Source organism: Tepidibacillus infernus (assembly GCF_048898065.1).
GTDB classification, from domain to species: Bacteria; Bacillota; Bacilli; order Tepidibacillales; family Tepidibacillaceae; genus Tepidibacillus_B; species Tepidibacillus_B infernus.
Genome location: NZ_JBLWFI010000001.1, coordinates 1,623,071 through 1,648,223, shown reverse-complemented (window position 1 = coordinate 1,648,223; position 25,153 = coordinate 1,623,071). Strand labels below are relative to the sequence as shown.

The window sequence follows — 25,153 nt, the reverse complement described above, 5'->3', positions numbered from 1 at the left end:
GAATTTCCTAAGTTCAAAAGCCGCAAGGCGAGACAGTCCTACACAACCAACGTGGTCAACGGAAACATTATGCTTTTGGATGGCTATATCAAATTACCGAAACTGAAACTTGTAAAAATGAAACAACATCGGGAAATCCCGTCACATCATATCCTCAAGTCTTGTACGGTTTCTCGAACAAAAACAGGAAAATACTATGTTTCTATTCTCACTGAATACGAACATCAACCTACACAAAAAGAAGTACAAGCTGTTGTTGGATTAGATTTTTCCATGAATGGCTTATTCGTCGATAGCGAAGAAGGTAAGACAGCCAATTACCCTCGTTTCTATCGCCAAGCCTTGGGAAAATTAGCGAAGGAACAGCGTATTCTATCACGCAGAAAGAAAGGCTCTAATCGTTGGCACAAACAGCGTCTGAAAGTAGCGAAGCTACATGAAAGAATTGCGAACCAACGAAAAGACTTTCTACACAAGGAATCACACAAATTAGCGAAACGGTATGACTGCGTGGTTATCGAAGACCTCAACATGAAAGGGATGTCTCAAGCCCTCCATTTTGGCAAAAGTGTCCATGATAATGGCTGGGGCATGTTCACCACCTTTCTCCAATACAAGTTAGAGGAGCAGGGGAAAAAGCTTATCAAAATAGATAAGTGGTTTCCATCATCCAAAACTTGTTCATGTTGCGGTCAAGTAAAGGAGTCTCTATCTCTTTCTGAGCGCATATTCCATTGTGATTGTGGTTTTGTGGCAGATAGAGATTGGAACGCTTCTATCAATATCAAGCGTGAAGGATTGCGACTGTTAGTATAATCATAAATAGAGCATGGAACAGGCTCGATAGCTAAGTAAATTTCGTACCGTTAGGTGCGATTACCTTAGAAGCCCCCACCTCTAAGCGAAGCGTAGGTGGCGGGTAGTTCACTAAAACCTCCTAATCAACTGTATTATTGTAATACAAATTGGAAAAGGAGGTAAAGATACAAATTTTTCATCATCAATAATATTGAATTAAATAGTCATAAAGATCTTTTGCTTCTTCTTCCGTGATTTGATAAGCTTCTTCTAAAAAGCCTGGTTCTTCTAAATCATCTTTGCCAATAATCGCGGTTATACCAGATTGAATATTGATCACTAAATTTTTACCGTAAAAACGACCGGTGTGAATGATGGCCAAATCAAACTTTGAATTTGAGGCACCAACAAAGCTAATATATTTAATCTCTGTTTTTTCTGTTTCTTCATAAAGGACAAACATCTTCTCATTCATCTAGTTTCAATCCTTTCGCTGGATATTTTCACAAGTATTATATCAACTTTTTCCTTTAAATATGAAATTGGGGGTTTTTGTAAGTGAACTTGAAACAATTGGAACCTAAATCTTTAGGGTAGATCGGAAAAAGAAAGGGTTTTGGACCAAAAAAGTTTTGTGATGAATTTATGTTGACAATTGTTTTTTCATGCTTTAATATACTAGTCATTCCAAGTAAAAAATTGAATAGCAAATCTTCTTATCCAGAGAGGTGGAGGGACTGGCCCTTTGAAACCTCGGCAGCGGGTTCTCCTTATGAGAATACTGTGCCAATTCCTGCAAGCTTAAAAGCTTGGTAGATAAGAAGAGTGTACTCATTTTGTATGTGAACCCTCTTCTTATCGTGTGTAAGAAGAGGGTTTTTTAATGTTAAGGAATGTATAACTTTCTTTTCATTATTGGAATGGGATCCCGCAAAAGTAATCGGAATATGCAATGAACAAAAGCGTCACTTTTGTGGGCTATCTTACATGTCTAAATTGTACAGAAGAAGGAGGATCGAGATGATTAAATTAGAAAATATAACGAAAGTCTATCATAGTGGTGGACAAAAGATTGAGGCCTTAAAAGGAATCAACTTAGTTGTTGAACATGGAGAAATCTTTGGCGTGATTGGTTTTAGTGGAGCAGGTAAAAGTTCACTACTTCGCACCGTCAATTTGTTAGAAAAACCAACAACTGGGAAAGTCATCGTAAAAGATCAAGATTTGACTAGTTTATCTAAAGCAGAATTAAGGAAGGCAAGACAGAACATTGGTATGATCTTCCAACATTTTAATCTATTGAACTCAAGAACTGTTTTTGGCAATATCGCTTATCCCTTGAAATTAGCAAATATGCCAAAAGAACAAATCAAGAAGAAAGTAGAAGAATTGTTAACATTCGTTGGATTAGAAGATAAAGCAGACTATTACCCTGATCAATTATCTGGTGGTCAAAAACAACGGGTTGGGATCGCAAGGGCACTGGCCACAGAACCTGAAGTATTATTATGTGATGAGCCTACTTCAGCACTTGACCCGCAAACAACGATGTCTATTCTTGAATTATTAAAGCGAGTTAATCGCGAATACAATATCACCATTTTGATGATCACTCATGAAATGAATGTGATTCGGGAAATATGTGATCGAGTTGCAGTGATTGAAGATGGTCAGATTGTGGAACAGGGCAGTATTTTTGAGGTGTTTGCCACACCAAAAACTCAAACTGCAAAAAACTTTGTAAGTACAGTAATGCATGATGAAATTCCTCAATCAATTAAAAAACTTCTTGAAAACCAAGATGGTGAAAGACAAATCCATCGCATTGTTTTTGTAGGAGATACGGCAGGAGAACCCATTTTATCTCAAGTTTCCAAACGGTTTAATGTTGATATCAATGTATTATTTGGTCACATCACAGAATTACAAGAGGTTCCATTTGGTAATTTGATTGTGGAGTTTCGTGGAGCTCAATCGGAAATTAACAGAGCGATCATGTATCTAAATCAATCAACCGTAACGGTAAAAGAGGTGTTGGCAGATGCAAGTTGATTGGAATAACCTTTGGCCAAAAATTTCTGAAGCCTTGGTAGAAACTTTAACTATGGTTGGTTTTTCTTTAGTCTTTGCACTTTTTATCGGTTTTCCATTGGGGATAGCTCTTGTAGTCACGAGAAAAGGGAATCTTTTGGAAAATACAGTCGTATTTACGATTTTAAATGCGATTATCAATATGTTTCGTTCGGTTCCCTTTATTATTTTAATGGTTGCAATCATTCCGCTTACTCGTTTGATTGTAGGAACCTCAATCGGAACAGCAGCAGCTATTGTTCCACTGGTTTTTTATTCAGGACCTTATATTGCTAGATTAGTTGAACAATCTTTATTAGAAGTTGATCCAGGAGTAATTGAAGCAGCAGAAGCAATGGGTGCAACACCTTGGCAAATTATTTTTACTATCCTTCTACCTGAAGCGCTAGCATCCATTGTCCTTGGCATTACGATTGCTATTATTGGTTTAGTAGGGGCATCAGCAATGGCAGGAGCTGTTGGTGGAGGTGGCCTTGGAGATTTGGCCATTGCCTATGGTTATCAGCGGTTTGAAACGGTGATCATGTTCGTTACAGTAGTTTTATTAATTATTCTTGTTCAAGGATTCCAAAGTCTTGGAAATATATTATCTAGAAAAATTAGAAGAAGATAAGAAAGGGGAAAACAAATATGAAAAAGACATTAGCAATGATTTTATTCTTTGTTTTAGCAATTGGGAGTGTTTTAACAGGTTGTAGCTCTACTGAAACAGCTGGAGAAAAAGAAGTGACGATCAAAGTAGGGGTTAGTAGTGGGGATCGAATTTGGCCATATTTGAAAGAAAAAGCTGCAAAAGAAGGAATTAATATTGAAATCGTAGAGTTTTCCGATTATGTCCGTCCAAATATGGCATTAGCTGACGGAGATATTGATTTAAATGCATTTCAAACTTACGCATATTTTGTAGATTTTATTAAAACAAAGAATTTAGATTTGGCTCCACTTGCCACAACTTTAATTGCTCCTATGGGGCTGTATTCAGATAAATATAAATCCCCAGAAGAGATTCCAAATGGAGCTGAAATTGCAGTACCAGATGATGCAACCAATATGGGTCGCGCATTGCTTTTGCTACAATCCGCTGGCTTGATTAAGCTAAAAGATGGTTTTAATGGAATTGGTGATTTAGAAAGTATTGTTGAGAATCCAAAAGGTATAAAAATTACGCCATTAACCGCAGGACAAACACCAAGGGTTTTACCTGATGTGGCTGCCTCCGTCATCAACAATGGTTATGCAACAGAGGCAGGATTTAACCCTGTAGAAGATTCCATTTATTTAGAGGATAAAACAGCCAAACCTTATATCAATATCATTGCAGTTCGTTCAGAAGATAAGGATAAAGAAGTATTTAAAAAAATCGCAGAACTTTATCAACAGGATGATGTAGCAGAATTTATTAAAAACACATATAAAGGTGCCATTATTCCAACCTTTATTCCAGTGAGTGAATTAGAAAGTAAATAACCTTTAACCTTGGAGTCAATTGAAGAAAATGAGCGGATTAAATGTAGGAGAGGAGCCTAGATAACATGGTTCAAAAAGATACAAAATATAGAGAACAAATTCTTCAATTTGTAGACGGTGAAAAAGAAAAATACATCACTATTAGTCATCAGATTCATGCCAATCCTGAGATTGGTAATGAAGAATTCTTTGCATCAAGTCTATTAACAGAAACATTAGAAAAAGAAGGTTTTATTGTGGAAAAAGGAATGGCAGGTCATAAGACCGCCTTTCTCGCTCGAAAGAAATCTAGTAAAGGAGAAGGGGCTACTATTGGTTATTTAGCAGAATATGATGCCTTACCTGGACTTGGTCATGCCTGTGGTCACAATATTATAGGAACTACAAGTGTTGCAGCAGCGATTGCTCTAAGTAAAGTGATCGATGAGATTGGAGGAGAAGTAGTCGTATTGGGGACCCCTGCTGAGGAAGGAGGACCAAATGGAAGTGCAAAAGGCAGCTTTGTAAGAGAAGGGTTGCTACAGGGAATTGATGCCTGCATGATGGTCCATCCTTCTAATCGAACAAGTATAACGGGTTCATCCTTGGCAGTAGACCCCTTAGACTTCGAATATATAGGAAAACCTGCTCATGCAGCTGCTTCACCTGAGGAGGGTCGTAATGCGTTAGATGGCGTGATTCAATTGTTTAATGGAATCAATGCCTTACGTCAGCATGTTCCAAGTGATGTTCGGATTCATGGCATCATCACACATGGCGGGTATGCACCAAATATTGTCCCTGAATATGCCAAGGCACGTTTCTTCATTCGAGCAGCAACAAGGGAAACTTTAAATGAAGTAACAAACAAAGTAAAGGCTGTAGCTGAAGGTGCGGCACATGCAACTGGAACAAAAGTAAATGTGATTGCTTTTCAAAATCCAGTAGATAACCTACTTTTTAATCGTCGCTTTGATCGAGTATTTCAAGAACAATTGGAATCGCTTGGAGAACAAGTAGATACGACGGAACGAAAAGGGCTAGGATCAACAGATACAGGCAATATCAGTCAAGTGGTGCCAACCATTCATCCCTATATTAAAATTGGTCCATCTAACCTTGTTGGGCATACGGTAGCTTTTCGTGAAGCTGCTTGTTCAACTGAAGGAGATCAAGCGTTAGTCCTAGGCGCTAAAGCATTAGCTTTAACAGGTTTACAATTACTTGTAGATGAAAGCCTGTTACAAGAGATAAAAGAAGAATTCAAGCAAAGAAAAGCAATAAATTGAAAAAGCTAAATCTTTTGGTAAGAGATGAAAGAAGGGCTGTCCCAAAAGTCTTATAGTAGACTGAGGAAAGCCCTTTTTATTTAGAAATTAGTCATTGACTTCAAACCTATTTATGATTTAAAATAAACATGTAACCGGTTACATATTATTTTTTTTAAAAATATATGTAACCGGTTACACAAGGAGGGTGAATATGACTACTATCAGAGATGTGGCTAAACATGCAAATGTTTCCGTAGCAACAGTATCTAGAGTTTTAAACAAAAATGGTTATGTAAATGAAGAAACCAAACAAAAGGTTTTAGAAGTGATTAAATCATTAAATTATAAACCTAATGCAGTAGCAAGAAGTTTATACAAAAAAAGTTCTAAAACATTAGGATTGATATTACCGGATATTACAAACCCCTTTTTTCCTGAATTAGCAAAGGCTGTAGAAGATGTCGCTAATAGAAGTGGTTATACACTTTTATTCTATAATTCGGAAGAACAAGTAGAGAAAGAACAGATCTATATTGAAAATTTGAAACAAAAATATATTGATGGAGTTATTCTAGCTACGAATTCATTAAATAAACAACAAGTTGAAGGATTGGAAATACCTATTGTTGTTGTAGATCGAGCAATAAATAAAAACATTCCAACAGTTATCACTAAGAACTATGAAGGTGGTAAATTAGCGACAAAATACTTAAAAGAAATTGGGTGCAGAGTGATTGCTCACATTAAAGGGCCTGATAGAAATATAAATGCTGAGCAAAGATTTAAAGGATATATAGAAGAAGTAAGCAATGAGCCATGGTTTCATGAAGAATTAATAATTCATGGGAATTACAACATGAGAACTGCAACTGAAGTAACAAAAAAATTATTGAATAAATTTCCTGAAATAGATGGAATTTTCGCAGGAAATGATGTAATGGCCGTTGGCGCAATTAAAGCTGCGCATCAGTTAGGTAGAAAAATACCAGATGACTTATCTATTATTGGTTTTGATGGTATTGCCTTAGGGGAAATGACAATTCCAGAGTTAACCACAATTGCTCAACCTATATATAGGATGGGTGAATTAGCAACACATATACTCATCAATTTAATTGAAGGAAAAGCAATTAAACAAACTTATTATGAATTGGATATACAACTAATTAAAAGAGAATCTACGAAAAGAGCTTGACAGCAAGGGGGATATGAATGAACAGACCAAAAATTACTGTAATTGGTAGTATCAATATGGATTTAGTAACTGAAACAATGGTCATTCCTAAGACGGGTGAAACTGTAATTGGGAAACATTTTTCAATGATTCCAGGCGGTAAAGGAGCAAACCAGGCTGTCGCAACTGCTAGATTAGGTGCAGAAGTCAGAATGATTGGGTGTGTTGGTGATGACCCTTTTGGAAAAGAGTTAATTTCTCACCTAAAAAAACAGGGAGTAATAATAGATAATATTGAGGTAATTACAGGACTAACTACAGGTACAGCTACTATAACAGTTTCAAAGGGAGATAATAGTATTATAGTTATACCTGGTGCAAATATTGCTTTAACACCAGAAAAGATTGAATTATTAGAAGATGTTATTGCAAAAAGTGATATTGTTTTACTTCAACTTGAAATTCCTTTAGAAACTGTGATGAAGGCGGCAGAGATTGCGAAAAAATATAAGATTCCGGTCATTCTAAATCCAGCACCTATAAAGCCTCTTCCTGATCAGTTAATTCATTTAATTGATTACATTACACCAAATGAACATGAATTAATGTATTTTTTTGATTCTTCAGTTGAAGACTTACATTCTTTTATGAAAAGAAGAGGAAGTCAGTTTATTGTAACCAAAGGAGAAGATGGTGTCTATTTTTACCAGGATGGTGAATTGATACACATTCCAGGATATTCTGTTGATGTCGTTGATACAACAGGTGCTGGTGATTCATTCAATGGTGCTTTAGCCGTTGGATTAAGTAAAGGATTAGATTTAAAAGAAGCATGCAAATATGGGAATGCAGTTGGTGCATTGTCAGTTACAAAATTTGGAGCGCAAAATGGTATGCCAACGCAAATAGAAGTAGAGCAATTTTTACGTACTAGAGGGGAAGAAAAAATATGAAAAAGCGAGGCATTTTAAATAGTGAAATTGCAACGGTTTTATCTAAAATGGGTCATACTGATATGATCGTTATTGCTGATTGCGGCTTACCCATTCCCGATGAGGTTAAGCGGATCGATTTAGCCTTAGAACAAGGTCTTCCAAGTTTTCTCAAAACTTTAGATGTGATTTTAGAAGATATTGTAGTTGAAAAGGTTACCTTGGCACATGAGATCAAGGATCAAAATCCAACACTAGACCTTGAGGTTAAAAAAAGATTTGATCAACAAAAACTAAATTATCTTAGTCATGAAGAATTAAAAGAGTTAACAAAAAGGGCCAAAGCTGTAATCCGAACTGGAGAAGCAACACCATATGCCAATATTGTTTTACACGCAGGTGTTATCTTCTAAAAGGGGGAGAAAAAATGGAAAATCAATCAAACCAGCTCCTTATTGAAATGAAAGGGATTTATAAATCATTTTTTCATGTAAAAGTTTTGGAGAATGTTGATTTTTCTATATGTTCAGGAGAAGTCCATGCCCTTATGGGAGAAAATGGCGCAGGAAAATCTACTTTAATGAAAATTTTAACTGGAATCTATCAGAAAGATGCAGGGGAAGTTTTTGTTAGGGGAAAAGCAGTTCATTTTAAGGGCCCAAAGGAAGCAGAACAAGCTGGAATTGCTGTCATTCATCAAGAACTAAATATTATTCCTCACCTTACTGTCGCAGAAAATATGTTTTTAGGAAGAGAACTAAGGTTAGTGAAAACTGGAATTTTGCGCAATAAGGAGATGAAACAAAAAACTGAAGAATACCTAAAACGATTAGGAATTGAGATTGACCCAGATATACCTGCAGGTGAATTATCTGTTGGAATGCAACAAATGATAGAAATCGCCAAGGCAATCTCTCTCAATGCAAAGGTTATTATCATGGATGAGCCCACTGCTGCACTAACAGAAAAAGAAATTAAAACTTTATTTACCGTCATTCGACAATTGAAGGATCAAGGGGTAGGAATAGTTTATATTTCACATCGCATGGAAGAAATTTTTACAATATGTGATCGAATTACTGTTTTGCGAGATGGTCAATATATTGGAACTAAACTCATTTCTGAGGTTCATTTAGATGATATTGTAAAAATGATGGTAGGGAGGCAATTAGGAGAACGTTATCCCAAAAGAAATGTTCAAATTGGAAAAGAACGCCTTCGTGTAGAAGGTCTAACAAGAAAAGGGAAGTTTCAAAACTTATCTTTTGAGGCTTACGAAGGAGAAATCATCGGAGTTGCTGGCTTAATGGGAGCTGGACGAACAGAGATAGTGGAGGCCATCTTTGGAATAAATAAAGATGGTGGTGATATTTATGTCGATGGGCAAAAGATAAAGGTTCAAAGTCCTTATGATGCTATTGCTTCTGGAATTGGTTTTGTAACAGAAGATCGTAAACAAGAAGGATTGGTGTTAGGGCTATCGGTAAGAGAAAATCTTGTCCTTCCAAATTTAGATCGAATCTCAACTAAGTCAATCGTTAATAACAAAATAGAAGAAGCTTTTGTTGATGATCTTGTTGGAAAATTATCTATCAAAACATCTGGTCACGAACAGGTTGTAAAATCATTAAGTGGTGGAAACCAACAAAAGGTTGTAATTGGTAAGTGGCTAGGTATTAACCCGAAGATTTTGATTTTAGATGAACCTACTCGGGGAGTAGATATTGGAGCAAAGAAAGAGATTTACCATATCATGAATCAGTTAACTGAACAAGGGGTAACCATTATTATGGTTTCATCTGAACTTCCTGAAATACTGGGAATGAGTGATCGGATTATTGTAGTTCATGAAGGGCAAATAACTGCAATATTAACTCAAAAAGAAGCAGATCAGGAAAAAATCATGTATTACGCTACTGGAGGAAAATAAAATGGGGGAAAAACGGATTGCAAAGCTATTTAAAAATCTAGGTCCATTAATAGGTCTAATTATTTTAGTCATCGTTTTATCTATTCTTAACTCCAACTTTCTAACAACTAATAATCTTTTAAATGTACTACGACAAGTTTCTATCAACGCTCTTATCGCTTTTGGGATGACTTTTGTTATCTTAACTGGAGGAATAGACCTATCTGTAGGTTCTATTTTAGCTTTAACAGGTGCGTTAACAGCGGGACTGATGTCAAGCGGAATTGACCCAATTTTAGGTTTTCTTGTAGGGTTATTATTAGGAGCAATTTTTGGAGCGTTTAACGGAATCGTTATTGCTAAAGGGAAAGTCGCCCCCTTTATAGCTACACTTGCAACCATGACAATATATCGTGGGTTTACCTTGGTTTATACCGATGGAAGACCAATTACAGGTTTTTCTGATAGCGTTTTCTTTACAATGCTTGGAAGGGGATATTTTTTAGGAATTCCAATGCCCGTGATCTTTATGATTATCGCTTATTTTATTTTATTTTTCATACTTCGTAAAACAGTATTTGGTAGAAAAGTATATGCACTTGGTGGTAATGAAGAGGCTACCATTCTTTCAGGAATCAAAGTTGATCGGGTAAAAATCTGGGTGTATTCATTAAGCGGCGCACTATCTGCATTAGCTGGAATTATATTAACTTCTCGTTTAAATTCTGCTCAACCTACTGGAGGTGTCGCTTATGAATTAGATGCTATTGCTGCAGTTGTATTAGGAGGAACAAGTCTTTCTGGAGGTAGAGGGAAAATATTCGGAACATTAGTTGGCGCACTTATTATTGGCATATTAAACAATGGATTAAATTTATTAAATGTATCTTCCTTCTACCAGCAAGTAGCGAAGGGAGGTGTCATCCTTTTAGCGGTATTGCTTGATAGAAGAGAAGCTTCTTAGCATTTATCTTTATTGCAAGACATTAATAAATTAAAGGGGTGTCAAAGAATGAAAAAATGGTTTTCTTTGTTTTTAGTCATGATGTTAAGTATTGTCTTATTGGTAGGATGTTCGACAGAGCCAACAGGAAGTGAAAATAAGGATGCTGATAAAATAGCGGGGTCTAGTGAGAAAATTAAAATCGGCCTTTCTGTTTCTACCCAAAACAATCCCTTCTTTGTTACATTACGTGATGGAGCTGTGAAAGCGGCTGAACAACAAGGGGTAGACCTTATTGTAGTAGATGCTCAGGACGATTCTGCAAAACAAATTAGTGATATTGAAGATTTAATCCAACAAGGTGTTAGCGCGATTATTGTTAACCCTACTGATTCTGCTGCTGTTACTTCTGCTATTGAATCAGCCAATAGTAAAAATATCCCTGTAATTACAGTAGATAGAAGTGCTGATGGCGGTGTTGTTGCTACCCATATTGCTTCAGATAATGTTGCTGGTGGTAAAATGGCAGGTGAATATATTCTCGAAAAACTTGGGAACAAAGGAAAAGTTGTAGAACTTGAAGGAATTCCTGGTTCTTCAGCAGCACGTGAACGCGGTCAAGGGTTCCATGAAGCAGTAGATACAGTAAGTGATATTGAAGTTGTGGCAAAACAAGCAGCAGATTTCGATCGCGCGAAAGGTTTATCTGTAATGGAAAATATAATACAAGGTACACAAGAAATTAACGCGGTTTTTGCGCATAATGACGAAATGGCATTAGGAGCACTACAAGCATTACAAGCAGCTGGTTTAAATGACGTGATTGTTGTGGGATTTGATGCGACAGATGATGCTGTTAAAGCTGTTCAAGAAGGAACACTAACGGCAACGATTGCTCAGAAGCCTGCTCTAATGGGTGAAAAAGCGATAGAGGCTGCATTAAAAGTAATTAAAGGGGAAACTGTTGAGAAATTTATTCCAGTTGAGCTAGAGTTAATTAAAAAATAATAAAGAAAAAGTAATATTTTAGGGGGAGCTTATTATGCTCCCCTATACCATTACCAAATGAGGTTTATTAGGTAGACTATGAACCGCACGTATGAAACGGACTGTCTTGGTTTTGGCCCGCATCACGATTGAGTGGGTTTCAGCTAAGTCACCACCCATAAAACGAACTCCCTTTAATAGTTCTCCATCTGTAACGCCGGTAGCTGCAAAAATAGCATCATTACCTTTAACTAGATCGTTCATCATAAGGATCTGTCTAGGATTGCTTAACCCCATTTGAATACATCTTTGATATTCTTGTTCATTCATGGGAACAAGTCGTCCTTGCATTTCCCCACCTAATGCCTTGATTGCGGCAGCTGAAATTACCCCTTCAGGAGCACCACCTGTTCCAATGAACAAATCAATTCCTGTCTCTGGGAAAGCAGTAGCAATCGCAGCACCAACATCTCCATCACCAAAAAGTTTAACTCTCGCCCCAACACTTCTTACCATTTCAATCAATGCATCATGGCGTGGACGTTCTTGGATAATAACAGTCAAATCCCGTATCCGTTTGTTATTTGCTTTTGCAACAATCTCTAATGTTTTTTCAAGGGGATCGTCCAAATGGATTTGGCCAGCGGCTCGTGGCCCAACCGCAATTTTTTCCATATACATATCTGGTGCATGAAGAAGATTACCTTTATCTGCAATAGCGATAACTGCCATCGCATTTGCTGTCCCTTTGGCAACAATATTTGTTCCTTCAAGGGGATCTACAGCAACATCTACTTCTGGAGAGGCAGCATTTCCTAATTTTTCACCAATATATAGCATAGGTGCTTCATCTAACTCACCCTCACCAATAACGACTGTTCCATTCATGGCCACAGAATCAAACATTGCTCTCATCGCACTAGTTGCTGCTTGATCAGCCTCGTTTTTTTTACCTCTTCCCATCCATTGGGCAGATGCTAAAGCAGCTACTTCTGTCACACGAACGATTTCTAATGCAAGCTCTCGTTCCAACTAAGTCACTTCTTTCTGTTGTAATTTCCTAGACCATTTTAACAAAAATCTTTCTTGTTTTGTGAAGTTTCTAGAAAAATATAATTGGGAATGAAAAGGAATTTTGTCTCTATCTGTCGAATGTGAATAGCAAGATATAAAAGAGGGGGAGCAAGGATGTATGATGTTGATCGTGAAGGAATAGACGAAGTATTAAAATATAGCAGACAAAAATTAGAAGCAATTCAACCTTGGCTACATATTACTGAAGAAGAATTGGTTCAGAACGAACTTCTTATTCTTGCTTTGGAAAGAGCAGCACATTTAGCGATTGAAGCGATTGTAGATGTGGGAAATAAACTAATTGATGGGTTTATTATGAGAGATCCAGGCAGTTACGAAGATATTATAGAAATTCTTAGGGATGAGCAAGTGATTCCTGAACAAGATGCTATTCTTTTGAAAGAATTTGTGGCTTATCGTAAGATTTTAGCTCATCAGTATACTAAAACCAATTCCATTGAATTACATCATTTACTAAAAAAAGTGTTTGCAACGATATTGCAGTTTGAAGGTCATTTACGCAGGTATTTATCTAAGGAATTAGGCATATAATGAGAATATACATTACTACATTTTTTATATTTAAATGTTTAGTAATTTACTTATATTGAATAATCGGCTAAAATAAATGTATGAAAACAACATGAAGGGTGGTGACAATATGGCAAATGACCACTTGTCAACCAGAGATGAAATCCTTTTTATGCTGAAAACAAATGGTTCTTTAACCGTAAGTGAAATATCTAAGGAATTAGGAATAACAGAGATGGCTGTTAGACGGCATTTAAATACGTTAGAACGTGACGAACTGATTCGATCAACATTAGTTCGTCAAGCAATGGGTAGACCAACGAATTTATATTCTTTAACGGAAAAAGCAGAGGATCAGTTTCCAAAAACCTATCGAGATTTAGCCAAAGATCTACTAGATGCAATCGCAGAATCAGAAGGAATAGAAAAGATAGAAGTTTTATTTGATAAGAGAGAACAACGTCTTCGTAAGCGATATCTCGAAAAAATGGCTGGTCGAACTTCCTTAGATGAAAAAGTTAAGGCTTTGGTAGATATTCAAAATGATAAGGGTTATATGGTAGATTGTGAAAAAGTCGAAGATGGTTTTTTAATTAAAGAGTATAATTGCCCTATTGCTGAAATTGCTAGGGACTATAATCATGCCTGTGAAGGTGAGAAGAAATTATTTAAAAATGTATTAGGAACTGAAGTAGAGTCTGTTCAATGTATGGCTAGAGGAGACCATAGTTGTATCTATAAGATTAAACAAAAAGTGAATAGCTAGAGAAAAAGCTACGCTTTCATTACAAAGCGTAGCTTTTTGCTAAGATTTTTTCATTATGTTCCAATTGGATTTGCTTAAGTTCATCAATTGGAATCTCTAAAAAGGCTTGTGCACACATCGGGCAAAAGTGACTTCCAATTGCGTTTTTAATGACTTCTCTCGCGAATTCAATCGATTTTGGTTCTTTGTAAGGCCTTTTACTAGTAATCGTATCAAAGGCATCAGCGATCGCAAAAATTCTTGCAGGTAGAGGTATTTCTTCTCCAACTAAGCCAAAAGGATAACCTTTACCATCGAAATGTTCATGATGATAAAGGACAACATCTACAGCTCCTTCTAAAAACTCGATATTTTGAATCATTTCATAACCGATTTGAGGATGTTGCTTCATGATTTTCCATTCCTCATCTGTTAATTTTCCTGGTTTAAGAAGAATAGCATCAGGAATGCCTATCTTACCAATATCATGAAGAAGTGCTCCCCACTGGATTCTTTTCATTAGAGCTTCATTCACATTTAATCTTTTGGCGATTGCCAAACTAAAGGACGTTACTCGCCTAGAATGCCCTTGAGTTTCTGCATCCTTTTTATCCAACGCAACGGTTAAAGCCTGAATCATCATCAAATTGGTTTTTTCTAACTGGGCATTTTTCAAATGTCTTAAGATATGTGTTCCTAAAGGACGAATATATTCATTTGCTATGTATATTGACTCTTGGCTGAAACGGATCGGATAGTTTCGATCAATTAAAAGAAAAACGCCCACACATTGATTTTCTACTTCATCACATAATGGAACCATCAAACCTGATTTTCCAACTCTTTTACCAAGTTTCGGATGGATATCAGAAAGGGCAAAGGATTCGTTTATCGCCAATGTTTGTTTTTCCATAAAGCTACGAACAATGATAGAGTTATCAGTAATCGCTAATTCAATGTTAGGTTGATTTAAGAGCTTTAATGTTAAACGTTCTTGATCTAAAAGCCATACATAAACTTCTGAGTAATGTAGGTAACGTTTTGCTAATCGGGCGTTTTTTAATAGAGTTTGTTCCAATTGATCAGTATAACCTAATTCGGTAGACAACTGTTTAACCACTTTTTTTATTCTTCTTACTTCAGATTGGTAGACAATCTCAATAATATTATCTAGGGAAGGACTTAGTTGTAGAATGAGTTGGCTTATCGTTTCAATTTCCCACTCATTATATGCATTTTCTCTTTCACTATAAATATGAATAACTCCAATCGGTCTTCCTTTAACGATAAATGGAATTCTTAACGTCGTCTTAAAAGTTAAAGGATAAGTAAATTGATCTTCATTATAGAATTCATTTTGATTGGTTACTTGTGGTATTCGTTTCTTTAATATCCCTTTTGTCGCTGACCCATCTAAGGGGAGGATTTTTTTCATTAATGGAACTACTTCACGGTTTAAATAGATGGGGAAGCAAATCATCTCTCCAATTCGAAATGGATGGGGGAAAGTTATTTTCAATCCATCAAATCTCATCACTTTTAATAGTTCTTCTACTAATTCTGGATAAGCATGAATCACTTCTCGGTTTCTTGAGGTAACGGTAGTAATTCTACTAATGGCATGAAGGATATTATAATTTATCGCATTATATATAGCAATGGTTGAACTGGTTGCCAAGGAAAGAAGAAAGTTTACATCATCTTGTGAAAAAGCATGAAGCTGTTTTGAACCAAAGTAAATGGCTCCTAATGGTTGCTGGTTCATAATAAGTGGAATGCAATATTGGGACTGAATAGGGACTTGAAAATGATTGACTTCATTTGGAAAGGTAGAGAGATTGTTTACTAATAAGGGTTCTTTTACCTTTACTACACGCCCGATTATTCCTTCGCCAACCTCTATAGAATGATTTCCTATAATACGATCAGATAGAGAACCAGTCTTTCTTTTTAAATATAATTTGTTCCCTTCTAACATATAAATACAGACGAGGTCAAATTGGTTTAGTTTTTCGATTTCATTGATAATAGAAGTTAAGACAGTGTTAAGATCATAGCTTGTCACAAACGAATGGCTTATATGGTATAACGTTTCTAATTTTGAGTGAAAGGAATCCATCATCTTATTCTCCTTTAAAATAATAGCCATTTTTTGAACTTAATTGATAAATTTCTACTTAAACTGCCTTTTTCCTTCATGCAAACGTCCACTTTTCTCAAAAAAAGATGAGAAAATGTCATTTCTCATCAGAATGTGTTAATAAGTTCAGCTTTACCGTGTTTGACTATGAGCGATACGACTAGATGCTGCAGCTGCAATTGCTCCTACAATATCATCAAGGAAGGTATTCACATGTACACCATCATGGGCATTCAGTTTTTCTAATATTCCCGGTTTCATTTTATCGATGAATCCATAGTTGGTAAAACCAATACTTCCATAGACATTGACAATGGATAAAGCAATAATTTCATCAATACCATAAAGGCTTTCATCTTGGAAAATGATTTCTTGTAAAGGGGATTCTAATGCCTTTTTCTCTGCCAATTTGTCTAATTCAATTCCTGTGATTACAGCGTTTTGAACTTCTCTTTTTTCTAACACCTTGTTGATGTGCGATTCACATTCTTTAAGGGTAATATTTGGGAAATACTTTGACTGAAGAAAATAAACTAATTCTGCAATATCGTGTATGGTGACCCCTCGTTCATCTAATAATTGTAATGTCCGTTGATAGAGCTTTTCATCTGAAATGCGGACAAAATTTTCTTTCATTATAACTACCTCCTCTTATGATCAATAGTTTTGCCTTAAGTCTTAGGTTTCATCCAATGCACTTTTCACACTATGAATACATTGTATTATAAAATCTGGATTTGTATACTATACACATATCGTTAGATGAATGGAGGGTTGATCATGGCAGCTAAAGGAGTTGCCCTTATTATAGGCGGTTCACAAGGTTTAGGCAAAGCCACTGCGCTTGCACTGGCAAAATCAGGATACGATCTAGTCATAAACTATCTGACCGATCATAAGGCTGCAGAACAAGTCGTTTCCGAAGTCAATCATCTAGGACGAAAGGTTTTTGCATTTCAAGGGGATGCAACGAATTACCAAAAGATGCAGGAATTATTTATAGAGGTAAATAGCGAATTTGGGAGATTAGATGTTTTGGTTCATGCTGCAGGTCCATTTATCAGAGAACGAAAAAACTTTTATCAAATGTCGATTGATGAAATACAGCAAATGGTTCATGGTAATTTACTTAGTGCCATGTACACAACTTCTCTTGCATTACCTTTAATGAGAAAACAAAAGTTTGGCCGAATTATCTTTTTTGGCTTCCATCGAGCAAATGAAGCTCCTTCTTGGCCAGACCGTTCTGTTTATGCAGCGGCAAAAGTTGGGCTGGTCTCCTTTTGTAAGACATTAGCAGTAGAAGAAGCCCCCTATGGGATTACTGTCAATATGATATGCCCTAGTGATATTATTGGTGAAAATAAGGAAAAAATGATACGTGATGTAGCGCTTTTAAAGGATAAAGAATCTCTTAGAGGGAGGCCAGGTTCTGGGGAAGATGTATCTAGAGTGATTGAATTTTTGTGCCAAAAAGATTCAGATTTTGTAACGGGCAATACGATTAGTGTAAGCGGTGGACTTGATATTATTTATCCAGTGTCTAAACAAAATCCTAAAAAAATAGACTAGGCTATGTTAGACTTGAGATAAATATTGCGAATCATTATGGGGGGAATAAGGTTGAATAAACCGTATGTGTTTGTATCTAGAAAAATTCCTGAAGAAGCATTGGAAAAATTAAAAGAGGTATTTATAGTAAGTGTTTGGGAAGAAGATCGTCCAGTACCAAGAGAACGTTTATTAGAGGAAGCTAAAAAAGCTGATGGGTTTTACATCATGTTAACTGAGAGAATTGATGAGGATTTATTAAATCAAGCCAAACACCTTAAAGCGATTTCGATTATGGCTGTTGGCTATGATAATATCAATCTTCCCTTGGCAACAGAGAAAGGAATTGTGGTGACTCATACCCCAGGAGTATTAAGTGATACGACAGCAGATCTTACTTTTGCGTTACTGATGGCAACAGCAAGAAGGATTACGGAAGCAAACCGGTATGTTTTAGAAGGGAAATGGGATAGCTGGGGTCCAATGTTAATGGCAGGACAAGATGTATATGGTGCAACGATTGGTATTATTGGGATGGGAAGGATTGGTGAAGCGGTAGCCAAACGTGCAAAAGGATTTGATATGAAAATCCTGTATCATAACCGAAAGCGTCGTATAGAGGTAGAAGAACAATTAGGAGCAGAGTATCGCTCATTAGAAGATTTACTAAAAGAATCAGATTTTGTTGTGTTACTAACTCCTCTAACTCCAGAAACAGAAAAGCTCATGGGTAAAAGGGAATTTTCGTTGATGAAGTCTTCATCGATCTTTATCAATGTTTCAAGAGGGGCAACTGTTGATGAAGAGGCGTTGTATGAAGCCCTTGTCCAGAAAAATATCTGGGCGGCAGGTTTGGATGTATTTCGGGAAGAGCCGATTCCAATGGATCATCCTTTATTAACATTAGAAAATGTAGTGGTCCTTCCTCATATTGGGAGTGCAAGTATATCAACAAGAAAAAGAATGGCAATGATGGCAGCTAACGGACTCATTGATGCAATGAACGGGAAAAAGCCAAATCATATGGTGAATCCTGAGGTATGGAACAATGGAGAAAAAGCATAGTATTGAGTTCTGTAGTGCCAATCTACTTAATGGTTCAAAAAAGGTCTATGACCAATTGAAAGAAAAAGAAAAAATAAACCTATATGAGTTTGGTTGTTTAGGCCATTGTCGTCAATGTGTAAGAACCCTATTTGCTATGGTAGATGATCAATATGTATCAGCTGAATCAGCAGAGGTATTATACGTAGAGATTATGAAAAGAGTAAAGGATAAATAATGTAGACAGTCTTCTATTTTACATCAGGTACCTTAATTACATTGGCGCCGTTTTTTGTAAGATAGAAGACATTGTTTTTTACCAAACTTGTTGAACTTCAGTGATTTTCCCAGGCAATTCTTCCATCAATGCACGTTCAATCCCAGCTTTTAAGGTGATGGTTGAACTAGGGCAAGCACCACAGGCTCCCATTAAACGCAATTTTACAATTCCATCTTCTACGTCCACTAATTCACAATCGCCACCATCACGTTGTAGGAAAGGACGTAATTGATCAATAATTTTTTGTACTTCTTCAAATAATGACATATGATTGACCTCCTAATAAGATTATGAAAGAAAGTATAACTTTCTTTACATGATGATAAATGGAACCCCGCAAAAGTAATCGGAATACGCTTCGAAAGAGAACGTCACTTTTGTGGGCTATTTTATAAGCTAAAGGTATTGTAACATAGGAAAAGTTTTTTAACTATATGATAATACTTTGTGAAACTTTGAATATCATCATTTTGCAAATATTTGTGTAAAATAGATAAAAAGATGCAAGTGGGTATAGGAGATGTTTGTATGAGAAGAACTGAAGATGGAAAGCTTGAAGTATTTGTATATGGTACAGGAATCATTTGTGCGAGTTGTGTCAATGCACCTTCCAGTGAAGAAACGGCTTCTTGGTTACAATCCTTATTTAACCGAAAATATGGAGAGCAAATCCATGTCAGATATATTGATTTTCAAAAACCAACAAACGAAGAAGAGAAGGCCTTTGCAAGAAGAATGATGCTTGAAGATTTATGGTACCCTGTAGTCTTAATAGAGGATGAAATTGTAACAGAAGGGAATCCTAATCTTAAGAAGATCTTTAAGAAATTAGACCAATTAGGAATAAAGCCTATTGAGGATGAGTAGACAAAATGAATCCAATGATCGAATTTTGTACGAATAACTATGTCCATGGTACAGACAACATCAAACAAAAGCTAGAAGATAATCAAGAATACGATGTGATAGAATATAATTGTCTAGGACACTGTGAACGATGTGCCGTTACTCCTTTTGCAGCTGTAGAAGGAGAATTCATTGAAGCAGATGATCCAGACGATCTAATAGATCTGATTGAAGAAACAATAGAAGAACGTAAGGCATTTGATGATTTGTTTGATCAATTGTAGCGGTGTAATTTCCATTATATAGGATTTTCTTATGACCCCTTGAACAATCAAGGGGTTTTAGCATTTAATCAAATCTTTTGTTTCTAATAAGTAAGACAAGAACTGCTGGCCAATCGCTGAGATGTTTTTTGGTTGATAGAGTAAGTAATAGGAAGTCTCTAATTCTAATCCTTCGATCGTCAAGGGGTGTAAGAGTCCTTCTTCAACTTCGTACTCAATACAAGACTTATAGAAGAAAGATGCCCCTAATCCAGAAATGACTGAGGTTTTTAATGCTTGTATACTACTCATTTCAGAAACTACATCTAAGGTTTGGATTGGAAATTTCATCTGGGATAGTTTATTTTCAATTGAGCGACGAATCGGTAAAGAAGGTGATGCCAAAATTAAGGGAATACTCTCTAGTTCATTAAGCGAGATCGCCTCATTTTTTGCAAAGGATGAATGGTAGGATACGGCTAAAATAATAGGATCTGTTCCAATCTTTACAGATTCAATTCCAACCTGACCAGTACTACCATCCTCAATTACTCCAAGATCAATCTTTTTTTCTTGAAGTTGTTGAAATATCTCTTCCTTTTGAAAAATGGAGACATCAATCCGAACTTCGGGATACTGTCTTCGAAAGCTTCCCATTGTATAAGGCAATAAAAAGTTACCAAACGCTTCAGTAGCACCAATATGTATTAGATTTTCATTCTGTCTCAACTCGTTTAATTTCTCTTTCATTGCTGCATGAATTTCAAAGATTTTTTTGATATTGGTATAAACGATTTCACCCGCTGGATTTAATTGAACACCTTTCACTGTTCGAAAAAAAAGTTGATGACCATAATACTGTTCTAATGATTGAATGAGGGAACTAACTGCTGGTTGTGTGAGATGAAGTTGTTTTGCTGCTTTTGATATACTCCGTGCCTCAGCTACGGTAATAAAAACCTCTAACACATGGATGTTCAAAACTAGCCCTCATTTCTTTGATAGTATATGATAACAAAACAAAACAAAACGTATCTATCATTATTCTAAATGCTTTTCAAATAATTTCATAGTTTTTTGATAGATTAGACAAATAATGTACACAATTTAAAATTTCTTTAAATATAAACAAACTGAAAAAATAAAATATTATGACTATTTGTGAATTTAATCACAATATGGATATAAAAGAATTCTTATACTCATATAAAAAGATGAAATAGCTAATTAGAATCAAGTTGGTTTATAATGAAATCAGAAAATGTATGTGATTATTTTCACATATTACAAATGGACTCGAATTTCGAATCTAGTAAAATTAGTTTTTTTAATCAGCTAGGGGGAGTTATAAATGGGTGAACAGAGAAGGATTAGTCGAAGGGCTTTCTTAAAAGCCTCTGCAGCAACAGGAGCAATCTTAGCAGTCGATTTCAAATTTGGCATGAACAAATGGGCACAAGCAGAAGAAAAGGGAGAGATAAAGAAAATACCAACACTATGTAATGGCTGTACCAGTCGTTGTGGAATCATCGCAACAGTAAAGAATGGACGTGTAATCAATATTGAGGGAAACCCGGAACACCCGACAAATAAAGGAACATTGTGCGGAAGAGCTTATGGAGCCGCAATGTTAACTTACCATCCTGATCGTTTAACAGGGCCAATGAAACGAGTCGACAATCAATTTGTACCAATATCATGGGAACAAGCCTACAAAGAAATAGGAGATAAATTAAAGGAAATTATCGGAAAATATGGCCCGGCAAGTGTGATGTATATGCATAATCCAAAAGATGTAGGAAAGTTTTACGGTGGCCGATTTATGAAGGCGATTGGTAGTAATAGTATTCAGACTCACCATTCGGTTTGCTATATTTCGAGAGATGTCGGATTTGAATATACTTTTGGAAAAACACCAGCTGCAGACAGTTCGAGTGCGAAGTATATGTTATACATTGGTCGAAGTGTAGGGGATGGAATTAAACCGAGTCATTTGCAAGGAATGATCAAAGGAAGAGATCAGAAAGCAAAGATAGTATGTGTGGATCCAAGACATAATGCTACTGCCAACATTGCCGATGAATGGGTACCGATTAAACCAGGAACAGATCTTGCGTTATTGCTAGCTATAGCGAATACAATGATTCAGAACGATTGGTATGATAAAGCATTTATTGAGCAAAATGCCATCGGATTTGAAGAATTTAAAAAAGAGATTCAAAACTACACGCTAGATTGGGCGGAGAAAATAACAACGATACCAGCGGCAAAAATCATTGAGATTGCAAAGGATTTATCAGCTGCAAAACCACATGCCTTTATCGATCCATCATGGAAAGGGGCTTTTGGTTGTAACTATATGAATAGTCCGGAAACAGCGAGAATGGTTGGATTGGTCAATGCAATGTTAGGTAACCTTAATCAAAAGGGTGGTATATATTTTGCGGTTGAGCCTGAATTAGGAAAATTAGATTCTACTAAACATCCATCTCCTGAAAAGCCAAAAGTAGACCATATCGATGGATCCGGAGTGAAGGGGCAATATCCACTTGTTCCAAGTTCAAAAGGTATGCCCCACCGAACACCTGGATTAATTGGCGAGGGTAAAGTAAAAGCCGTCTTTATTAACCATTTTAATCCTGTTCGAAATACCCCAGATCGCCAATACAACATTGATGGTTATAAGAAGGCAGAGTTGGTAGTTGTTTGTGATATCTGGATGTCAGAAAGTGCCGAGCTAGCTCATTATGTTTTGCCAGAGCCAACCTATCTAGAAAGAACAGAAATAGTAGAACCGCTTTCAGGAAAAACAGGAGCTGTGACAATACGTCAACAAGTGATTGATAAAGTCCATCCGAATACTAAACCATTTAGTGAGATCATTATTGGTATAGCTAAGCAAATGGGATTAGGCCAATATTTTAATTTTACGATCGATGAATTAAATGAGGCACTATTAAAACCAACTGGAATTTCTTATAAAGAGTTAAAAGAAAAAGGTGTCGTAAAGACAAAAGAATCGGTGGAATTTGGGAAAGTTCCTAAGTTAAAAACCGAATCAGGAAAAATTGAATTTTATTCAGAGGCTTATAAAAAAGCTGGATTCTCGCCAATTCCGGTTTGGCTTGCACCAAAAGTGGAGCCAAAGCAAGGAGAATACCGTCTAATATGGGGAAAACAAAATGTTCATTCTCATTCTTCTACTGCAAATATTCCTCAGCTAATGCAAGTGACAAAGGATTATAACTTAGAAAGAGTTTGGATTAACACGAAAAAGGCTAAGGAATTAGGAATTAAAGACGGTGATTTCGTGATCATTGAGAACAATTTATTTAAAGGAAAAATTCGAGCAAAAGTTACGGAACGGATCTTTCCCGATGCCATTTTCTTACCTGGGGGATATGGAGCTTTTGCTAAGAATCTCAAAATATCAAACGGATTTGGATTATGTCCAAATGATTTTGTAAAAACAGGAACTGACCCAATATCTGGGAATGGATTAATGATGGAAACTGCTGTAACAGTTCGAAAGGATGTGTAGTCGATGGCACGATATGGAATGTTAATTGATACAACTCGATGTGTAAGCTGTTATGCTTGTCGACTTGCTTGTCAAATGAAAAATGAACTAGAACAAGATGAAGCATTTATTCACTTTCTTGAAAAAGAAGAAGGGACTTATCCTAATGTAAAAGTGAATATTCTCCCAATCCAGTGTCAGCATTGTGAGGATGCTCCATGTATGAAAGCATGTCCAACAGGTGCAACGTATAAGACAGAGGACGGAATTGTGTTAGTGGATGAAGGCAAATGTATTGGCTGTAAATATTGTGTAGCGGTTTGCCCTTATAATGCACGTATTGAAGTGAAACGATCGAAGACGATTCAAAAGTGTAACTTCTGTTCGTCAGAATTACAAAAAGGCGGAGAACCAGCTTGTGTCAAAACTTGCATTCCAGAGGCGAGAATCTTTGGTGATTTGGACGATCCATCAAGTACGATTAATCAAGAGATTCAAAAACGTAATGCTAAGCCTATTCTAGCAAATCAAGGAACTCAACCTAAAATTTATTATGTGAGTGTTATGAATCCGAAATCAAGTATCAATGAGCAGGTTTCAAAACTAGCCGATTGGCGTGATGATCTGATTAAACCAGCTGGAGGCGTGCTACTAGGAGCAACTGCTTTAGGATTAATGGGTAATTATGCTGTCGCTGCAATCTCTAAGAATAAAGAAGAGAATCACCATCAAGAAGGAGGAGAAGAAAATGAGTAAGAAGAACAAAGTGTTTCGATATACAAAAGCTGATAGAATCATGCATTGGGCAGTCGCATTTGGATTTGTCTTGCTAGCGATTAGTGGATTTATTATTTTCTTTCAAGGAAGTGCCGCATTACTATCGACTAAATTAGGAATTGGGGTTCGGATTGTACACCGTATCGGTGCAATCTTCTTTGTAGCTGCACCCATGATCTATTTGATTTTCTCCCATAACAGATTTTGTTGGTTATGTGTATTTAAGTGGAGTAAGCAAGATCTTGGTTGGTTAAAGGCTGCTCCAAAGCATTATTTCTTTGGTGGGGATGGAATGCCGCCACAGGAAAAATACAATACAGGGCAAAAACTATATTATTTGTTTGTCGTGATATTTGGACCGATTCTTGCCTTAACAGGGTTTGCGCTTTGGTTTGATTGGTTCAAAGAGAATCGATTCATCATATTAATTTTGCATGATATTGGTGCTATTACGCTTGTTGCTTTCTTCTTTGTCCATGTTTATTTATCCGCTATCCATCCAAGAGAACGGGTTTCATTTGAGGCTATGGCAACTGGCTTTATGGATCAGGAGTACGCTGAACACCATCATAAGCTATGGTATGACAAGGTAAAAGATACGAATCTCGTTACAATTGATGAGAAGAAAAATCCAAAATCCTTTAAGACAGCAGGATTTTCACATTTAATGAAATAATTCCTCAGTTTTATTACACCCTTATGGTTATAACCATAAGGGTTTTTTAAGACAAGCATATTCGCTGCTGAGATCTTTAACTAAGCTATCAGAATCCTGCAATAATACTAATTTAATCGTTGGTTTCAAAATATTTTATAACAAAACTTGACATT

At 36.3% G+C, this 25,153-nt stretch carries 26 protein-coding genes, 1 pseudogene and 1 riboswitch (1 of these 28 only partly in view); of the genes and pseudogenes, 21 read left to right on the top strand and 6 right to left on the bottom strand.

The genetic code is table 11. From position 1 onward, the window contains the following. Positions 1–816 (top strand): annotated as a pseudogene (locus TEPIDINF_RS08300) (RNA-guided endonuclease TnpB family protein); it begins 299 nt to the left of the window's first position. A gap of 184 nt (positions 817–1,000) precedes the next feature. On the opposite strand, the gene TEPIDINF_RS08295 reads toward TEPIDINF_RS08300, so the two are convergent. Continuing rightward, positions 1,001–1,273: a DUF3055 domain-containing protein gene (locus TEPIDINF_RS08295; protein ID WP_068725620.1), complete on the bottom strand. Its 273-nt coding sequence runs from the start codon at positions 1,271–1,273 to the stop codon at positions 1,001–1,003. Between the two features lie 238 nt (positions 1,274–1,511). Then, positions 1,512–1,621, top strand: a riboswitch (SAM riboswitch). A gap of 197 nt (positions 1,622–1,818) precedes the next feature. Here TEPIDINF_RS08295 and TEPIDINF_RS08290 point away from each other — a divergent pair. The 10 genes from TEPIDINF_RS08290 to rbsB all read left to right on the top strand — a co-directional run bounded on the left by TEPIDINF_RS08290 (position 1,819) and on the right by rbsB (position 11,572). After that, positions 1,819–2,850, top strand: coding sequence for a methionine ABC transporter ATP-binding protein (locus TEPIDINF_RS08290; protein WP_068725618.1), 1,032 nt, complete (start codon positions 1,819–1,821; stop codon positions 2,848–2,850). After that, positions 2,840–3,502, top strand: a complete 663-nt coding sequence (locus tag TEPIDINF_RS08285) for a methionine ABC transporter permease (RefSeq protein ID WP_421691735.1) — start codon at positions 2,840–2,842, stop codon at positions 3,500–3,502. Before TEPIDINF_RS08290 ends, TEPIDINF_RS08285 begins: the two co-directional genes overlap by 11 nt. Positions 3,503–3,519: 17 nt before the next feature. Next, on the top strand, positions 3,520–4,356 hold the full coding sequence (locus TEPIDINF_RS08280; protein WP_068725613.1) for a MetQ/NlpA family ABC transporter substrate-binding protein: 837 nt from the start codon (positions 3,520–3,522) through the stop codon (positions 4,354–4,356). A 65-nt stretch (positions 4,357–4,421) separates the two neighbouring features. Then, positions 4,422–5,624: a M20 family metallopeptidase gene (locus tag TEPIDINF_RS08275; protein ID WP_068725611.1), complete on the top strand. Its 1,203-nt coding sequence runs from the start codon at positions 4,422–4,424 to the stop codon at positions 5,622–5,624. A 193-nt stretch (positions 5,625–5,817) separates the two neighbouring features. Next, positions 5,818–6,801, top strand: a complete 984-nt coding sequence (locus TEPIDINF_RS08270; RefSeq protein ID WP_068725608.1) for a LacI family DNA-binding transcriptional regulator — start codon at positions 5,818–5,820, stop codon at positions 6,799–6,801. 17 nt (positions 6,802–6,818) lie between these two features. Beyond that, the gene (rbsK, locus tag TEPIDINF_RS08265) at positions 6,819–7,733 is read left to right on the top strand and encodes a ribokinase (RefSeq protein WP_068725606.1); all 915 of its coding nucleotides are present in this window, start codon (positions 6,819–6,821) and stop codon (positions 7,731–7,733) included. Then, a complete protein-coding gene (rbsD, locus tag TEPIDINF_RS08260; protein WP_068725604.1) occupies positions 7,730–8,125 on the top strand; it encodes a D-ribose pyranase in 396 nt (131 codons plus the stop codon). The genes rbsK and rbsD overlap by 4 nt, the downstream gene beginning before the upstream one ends. 14 nt (positions 8,126–8,139) lie before the next feature. After that, positions 8,140–9,642, top strand: a complete 1,503-nt coding sequence (locus TEPIDINF_RS08255; RefSeq protein ID WP_068725601.1) for a sugar ABC transporter ATP-binding protein — start codon at positions 8,140–8,142, stop codon at positions 9,640–9,642. 1 nt (position 9,643) lies between these two features. Continuing rightward, positions 9,644–10,585, top strand: coding sequence for a ribose ABC transporter permease (rbsC, locus tag TEPIDINF_RS08250; protein WP_068725599.1), 942 nt, complete (start codon positions 9,644–9,646; stop codon positions 10,583–10,585). Positions 10,586–10,633: 48 nt separating this feature from the next. Continuing rightward, positions 10,634–11,572, top strand: coding sequence for a ribose ABC transporter substrate-binding protein RbsB (gene rbsB, locus TEPIDINF_RS08245; RefSeq protein WP_068725596.1), 939 nt, complete (start codon positions 10,634–10,636; stop codon positions 11,570–11,572). A 42-nt stretch (positions 11,573–11,614) separates the two neighbouring features. Here rbsB and glpX read toward each other — a convergent pair whose 3' ends face one another. Next, entirely contained in the window at positions 11,615–12,583 is a 969-nt protein-coding gene (glpX, locus tag TEPIDINF_RS08240; RefSeq protein ID WP_068725593.1) for a class II fructose-bisphosphatase, read from the bottom strand. Positions 12,584–12,739: 156 nt separating this feature from the next. Between glpX and TEPIDINF_RS08235 the strand changes: the two genes are divergently transcribed. Both TEPIDINF_RS08235 and TEPIDINF_RS08230 read left to right on the top strand, forming a co-directional pair. Beyond that, a complete protein-coding gene (locus TEPIDINF_RS08235; protein ID WP_068725591.1) occupies positions 12,740–13,177 on the top strand; it encodes a DUF86 domain-containing protein in 438 nt (145 codons plus the stop codon). A 109-nt stretch (positions 13,178–13,286) separates the two neighbouring features. Then, positions 13,287–13,922, top strand: a complete 636-nt coding sequence (locus TEPIDINF_RS08230) for a helix-turn-helix transcriptional regulator (RefSeq protein WP_069800530.1) — start codon at positions 13,287–13,289, stop codon at positions 13,920–13,922. Positions 13,923–13,941: 19 nt separating this feature from the next. Here the strand turns inward: TEPIDINF_RS08230 and TEPIDINF_RS08225 are convergent, their stop codons facing one another. Both TEPIDINF_RS08225 and TEPIDINF_RS08220 read right to left on the bottom strand, forming a co-directional pair. Next, positions 13,942–16,023, bottom strand: a complete 2,082-nt coding sequence (locus TEPIDINF_RS08225) for an HD domain-containing phosphohydrolase (protein ID WP_421691734.1) — start codon at positions 16,021–16,023, stop codon at positions 13,942–13,944. Between the two features lie 150 nt (positions 16,024–16,173). After that, positions 16,174–16,677 carry a phosphatidylglycerophosphatase A family protein gene (locus TEPIDINF_RS08220; RefSeq protein ID WP_068725584.1) on the bottom strand — a complete coding sequence of 168 codons (504 nt, stop codon included), beginning with the start codon at positions 16,675–16,677 and terminating at the stop codon, positions 16,174–16,176. A 144-nt stretch (positions 16,678–16,821) separates the two neighbouring features. On the opposite strand from TEPIDINF_RS08220, the gene TEPIDINF_RS08215 reads away from it, so the two are divergent. Genes TEPIDINF_RS08215 through TEPIDINF_RS08205 form a run of 3 tightly spaced genes read left to right on the top strand, consistent with a single transcriptional unit; the run spans position 16,822 to position 18,874 of the window. Further along, positions 16,822–17,613 carry an SDR family oxidoreductase gene (locus TEPIDINF_RS08215; protein WP_068725582.1) on the top strand — a complete coding sequence of 264 codons (792 nt, stop codon included), beginning with the start codon at positions 16,822–16,824 and terminating at the stop codon, positions 17,611–17,613. Positions 17,614–17,664: 51 nt separating this feature from the next. Then, positions 17,665–18,657, top strand: coding sequence for a 2-hydroxyacid dehydrogenase (locus tag TEPIDINF_RS08210; RefSeq protein WP_421691733.1), 993 nt, complete (start codon positions 17,665–17,667; stop codon positions 18,655–18,657). Then, positions 18,641–18,874 carry a DUF1450 domain-containing protein gene (locus tag TEPIDINF_RS08205; RefSeq protein ID WP_421691732.1) on the top strand — a complete coding sequence of 78 codons (234 nt, stop codon included), beginning with the start codon at positions 18,641–18,643 and terminating at the stop codon, positions 18,872–18,874. Before TEPIDINF_RS08210 ends, TEPIDINF_RS08205 begins: the two co-directional genes overlap by 17 nt. A 78-nt stretch (positions 18,875–18,952) precedes the next feature. Here the strand turns inward: TEPIDINF_RS08205 and TEPIDINF_RS08200 are convergent, their stop codons facing one another. Next, the gene (locus TEPIDINF_RS08200; RefSeq protein WP_068725577.1) at positions 18,953–19,183 is read right to left on the bottom strand and encodes a NifU family protein; all 231 of its coding nucleotides are present in this window, start codon (positions 19,181–19,183) and stop codon (positions 18,953–18,955) included. A 261-nt stretch (positions 19,184–19,444) separates the two neighbouring features. On the opposite strand from TEPIDINF_RS08200, the gene TEPIDINF_RS08195 reads away from it, so the two are divergent. Together TEPIDINF_RS08195 and TEPIDINF_RS08190 are read left to right on the top strand one after the other, a co-directional pair. Continuing rightward, complete coding sequence (locus TEPIDINF_RS08195) at positions 19,445–19,783, top strand: DUF1462 family protein (RefSeq protein WP_068725576.1); 339 nt, start codon at positions 19,445–19,447, stop codon at positions 19,781–19,783. 5 nt (positions 19,784–19,788) lie between these two features. Further along, on the top strand, positions 19,789–20,046 hold the full coding sequence (locus tag TEPIDINF_RS08190) for a DUF1450 domain-containing protein (protein WP_421691731.1): 258 nt from the start codon (positions 19,789–19,791) through the stop codon (positions 20,044–20,046). Between the two features lie 57 nt (positions 20,047–20,103). Here TEPIDINF_RS08190 and TEPIDINF_RS08185 read toward each other — a convergent pair whose 3' ends face one another. Then, entirely contained in the window at positions 20,104–21,006 is a 903-nt protein-coding gene (locus tag TEPIDINF_RS08185) for a LysR family transcriptional regulator (RefSeq protein WP_068725570.1), read from the bottom strand. A gap of 370 nt (positions 21,007–21,376) precedes the next feature. On the opposite strand from TEPIDINF_RS08185, the gene TEPIDINF_RS08180 reads away from it, so the two are divergent. The 3 genes from TEPIDINF_RS08180 to TEPIDINF_RS08170 are packed head-to-tail and all read left to right on the top strand — an operon-like array spanning position 21,377 to position 24,998. Then, positions 21,377–23,566, top strand: coding sequence for a molybdopterin-dependent oxidoreductase (locus TEPIDINF_RS08180; protein ID WP_421691730.1), 2,190 nt, complete (start codon positions 21,377–21,379; stop codon positions 23,564–23,566). A gap of 3 nt (positions 23,567–23,569) precedes the next feature. Continuing rightward, on the top strand, positions 23,570–24,301 hold the full coding sequence (locus TEPIDINF_RS08175) for a 4Fe-4S dicluster domain-containing protein (RefSeq protein WP_068725566.1): 732 nt from the start codon (positions 23,570–23,572) through the stop codon (positions 24,299–24,301). Continuing rightward, on the top strand, positions 24,294–24,998 hold the full coding sequence (locus TEPIDINF_RS08170; protein ID WP_421691729.1) for a formate dehydrogenase subunit gamma: 705 nt from the start codon (positions 24,294–24,296) through the stop codon (positions 24,996–24,998). The genes TEPIDINF_RS08175 and TEPIDINF_RS08170 overlap by 8 nt, the downstream gene beginning before the upstream one ends. Positions 24,999–25,153: the final 155 nt, after the last annotated feature.

Bases quoted from the DNA above. Each gene is read 5' to 3' on its own strand.
- TEPIDINF_RS08295 (WP_068725620.1), bottom strand. From the start codon at position 1,273: ATGAATGAGAAGATGTTTGTCCTTTATGAAGAAACAGAAAAAACAGAG.
- TEPIDINF_RS08290 (WP_068725618.1), top strand. From the start codon at position 1,819: ATGATTAAATTAGAAAATATAACGAAAGTCTATCATAGTGGTGGACAA.
- TEPIDINF_RS08285 (WP_421691735.1), top strand. From the start codon at position 2,840: ATGCAAGTTGATTGGAATAACCTTTGGCCAAAAATTTCTGAAGCCTTG.
- TEPIDINF_RS08280 (WP_068725613.1), top strand. From the start codon at position 3,520: ATGAAAAAGACATTAGCAATGATTTTATTCTTTGTTTTAGCAATTGGG.
- TEPIDINF_RS08275 (WP_068725611.1), top strand. From the start codon at position 4,422: ATGGTTCAAAAAGATACAAAATATAGAGAACAAATTCTTCAATTTGTA.
- TEPIDINF_RS08270 (WP_068725608.1), top strand. From the start codon at position 5,818: ATGACTACTATCAGAGATGTGGCTAAACATGCAAATGTTTCCGTAGCA.
- rbsK (WP_068725606.1), top strand. From the start codon at position 6,819: ATGAACAGACCAAAAATTACTGTAATTGGTAGTATCAATATGGATTTA.
- rbsD (WP_068725604.1), top strand. From the start codon at position 7,730: ATGAAAAAGCGAGGCATTTTAAATAGTGAAATTGCAACGGTTTTATCT.
- TEPIDINF_RS08255 (WP_068725601.1), top strand. From the start codon at position 8,140: ATGGAAAATCAATCAAACCAGCTCCTTATTGAAATGAAAGGGATTTAT.
- rbsC (WP_068725599.1), top strand. From the start codon at position 9,644: ATGGGGGAAAAACGGATTGCAAAGCTATTTAAAAATCTAGGTCCATTA.
- rbsB (WP_068725596.1), top strand. From the start codon at position 10,634: ATGAAAAAATGGTTTTCTTTGTTTTTAGTCATGATGTTAAGTATTGTC.
- TEPIDINF_RS08235 (WP_068725591.1), top strand. From the start codon at position 12,740: ATGTATGATGTTGATCGTGAAGGAATAGACGAAGTATTAAAATATAGC.
- TEPIDINF_RS08230 (WP_069800530.1), top strand. From the start codon at position 13,287: ATGGCAAATGACCACTTGTCAACCAGAGATGAAATCCTTTTTATGCTG.
- TEPIDINF_RS08225 (WP_421691734.1), bottom strand. From the start codon at position 16,023: ATGATGGATTCCTTTCACTCAAAATTAGAAACGTTATACCATATAAGC.
- TEPIDINF_RS08220 (WP_068725584.1), bottom strand. From the start codon at position 16,677: ATGAAAGAAAATTTTGTCCGCATTTCAGATGAAAAGCTCTATCAACGG.
- TEPIDINF_RS08215 (WP_068725582.1), top strand. From the start codon at position 16,822: ATGGCAGCTAAAGGAGTTGCCCTTATTATAGGCGGTTCACAAGGTTTA.
- TEPIDINF_RS08205 (WP_421691732.1), top strand. From the start codon at position 18,641: ATGGAGAAAAAGCATAGTATTGAGTTCTGTAGTGCCAATCTACTTAAT.
- TEPIDINF_RS08200 (WP_068725577.1), bottom strand. From the start codon at position 19,183: ATGTCATTATTTGAAGAAGTACAAAAAATTATTGATCAATTACGTCCT.
- TEPIDINF_RS08195 (WP_068725576.1), top strand. From the start codon at position 19,445: ATGAGAAGAACTGAAGATGGAAAGCTTGAAGTATTTGTATATGGTACA.
- TEPIDINF_RS08190 (WP_421691731.1), top strand. From the start codon at position 19,789: ATGAATCCAATGATCGAATTTTGTACGAATAACTATGTCCATGGTACA.
- TEPIDINF_RS08180 (WP_421691730.1), top strand. From the start codon at position 21,377: ATGGGTGAACAGAGAAGGATTAGTCGAAGGGCTTTCTTAAAAGCCTCT.
- TEPIDINF_RS08175 (WP_068725566.1), top strand. From the start codon at position 23,570: ATGGCACGATATGGAATGTTAATTGATACAACTCGATGTGTAAGCTGT.
- TEPIDINF_RS08170 (WP_421691729.1), top strand. From the start codon at position 24,294: ATGAGTAAGAAGAACAAAGTGTTTCGATATACAAAAGCTGATAGAATC.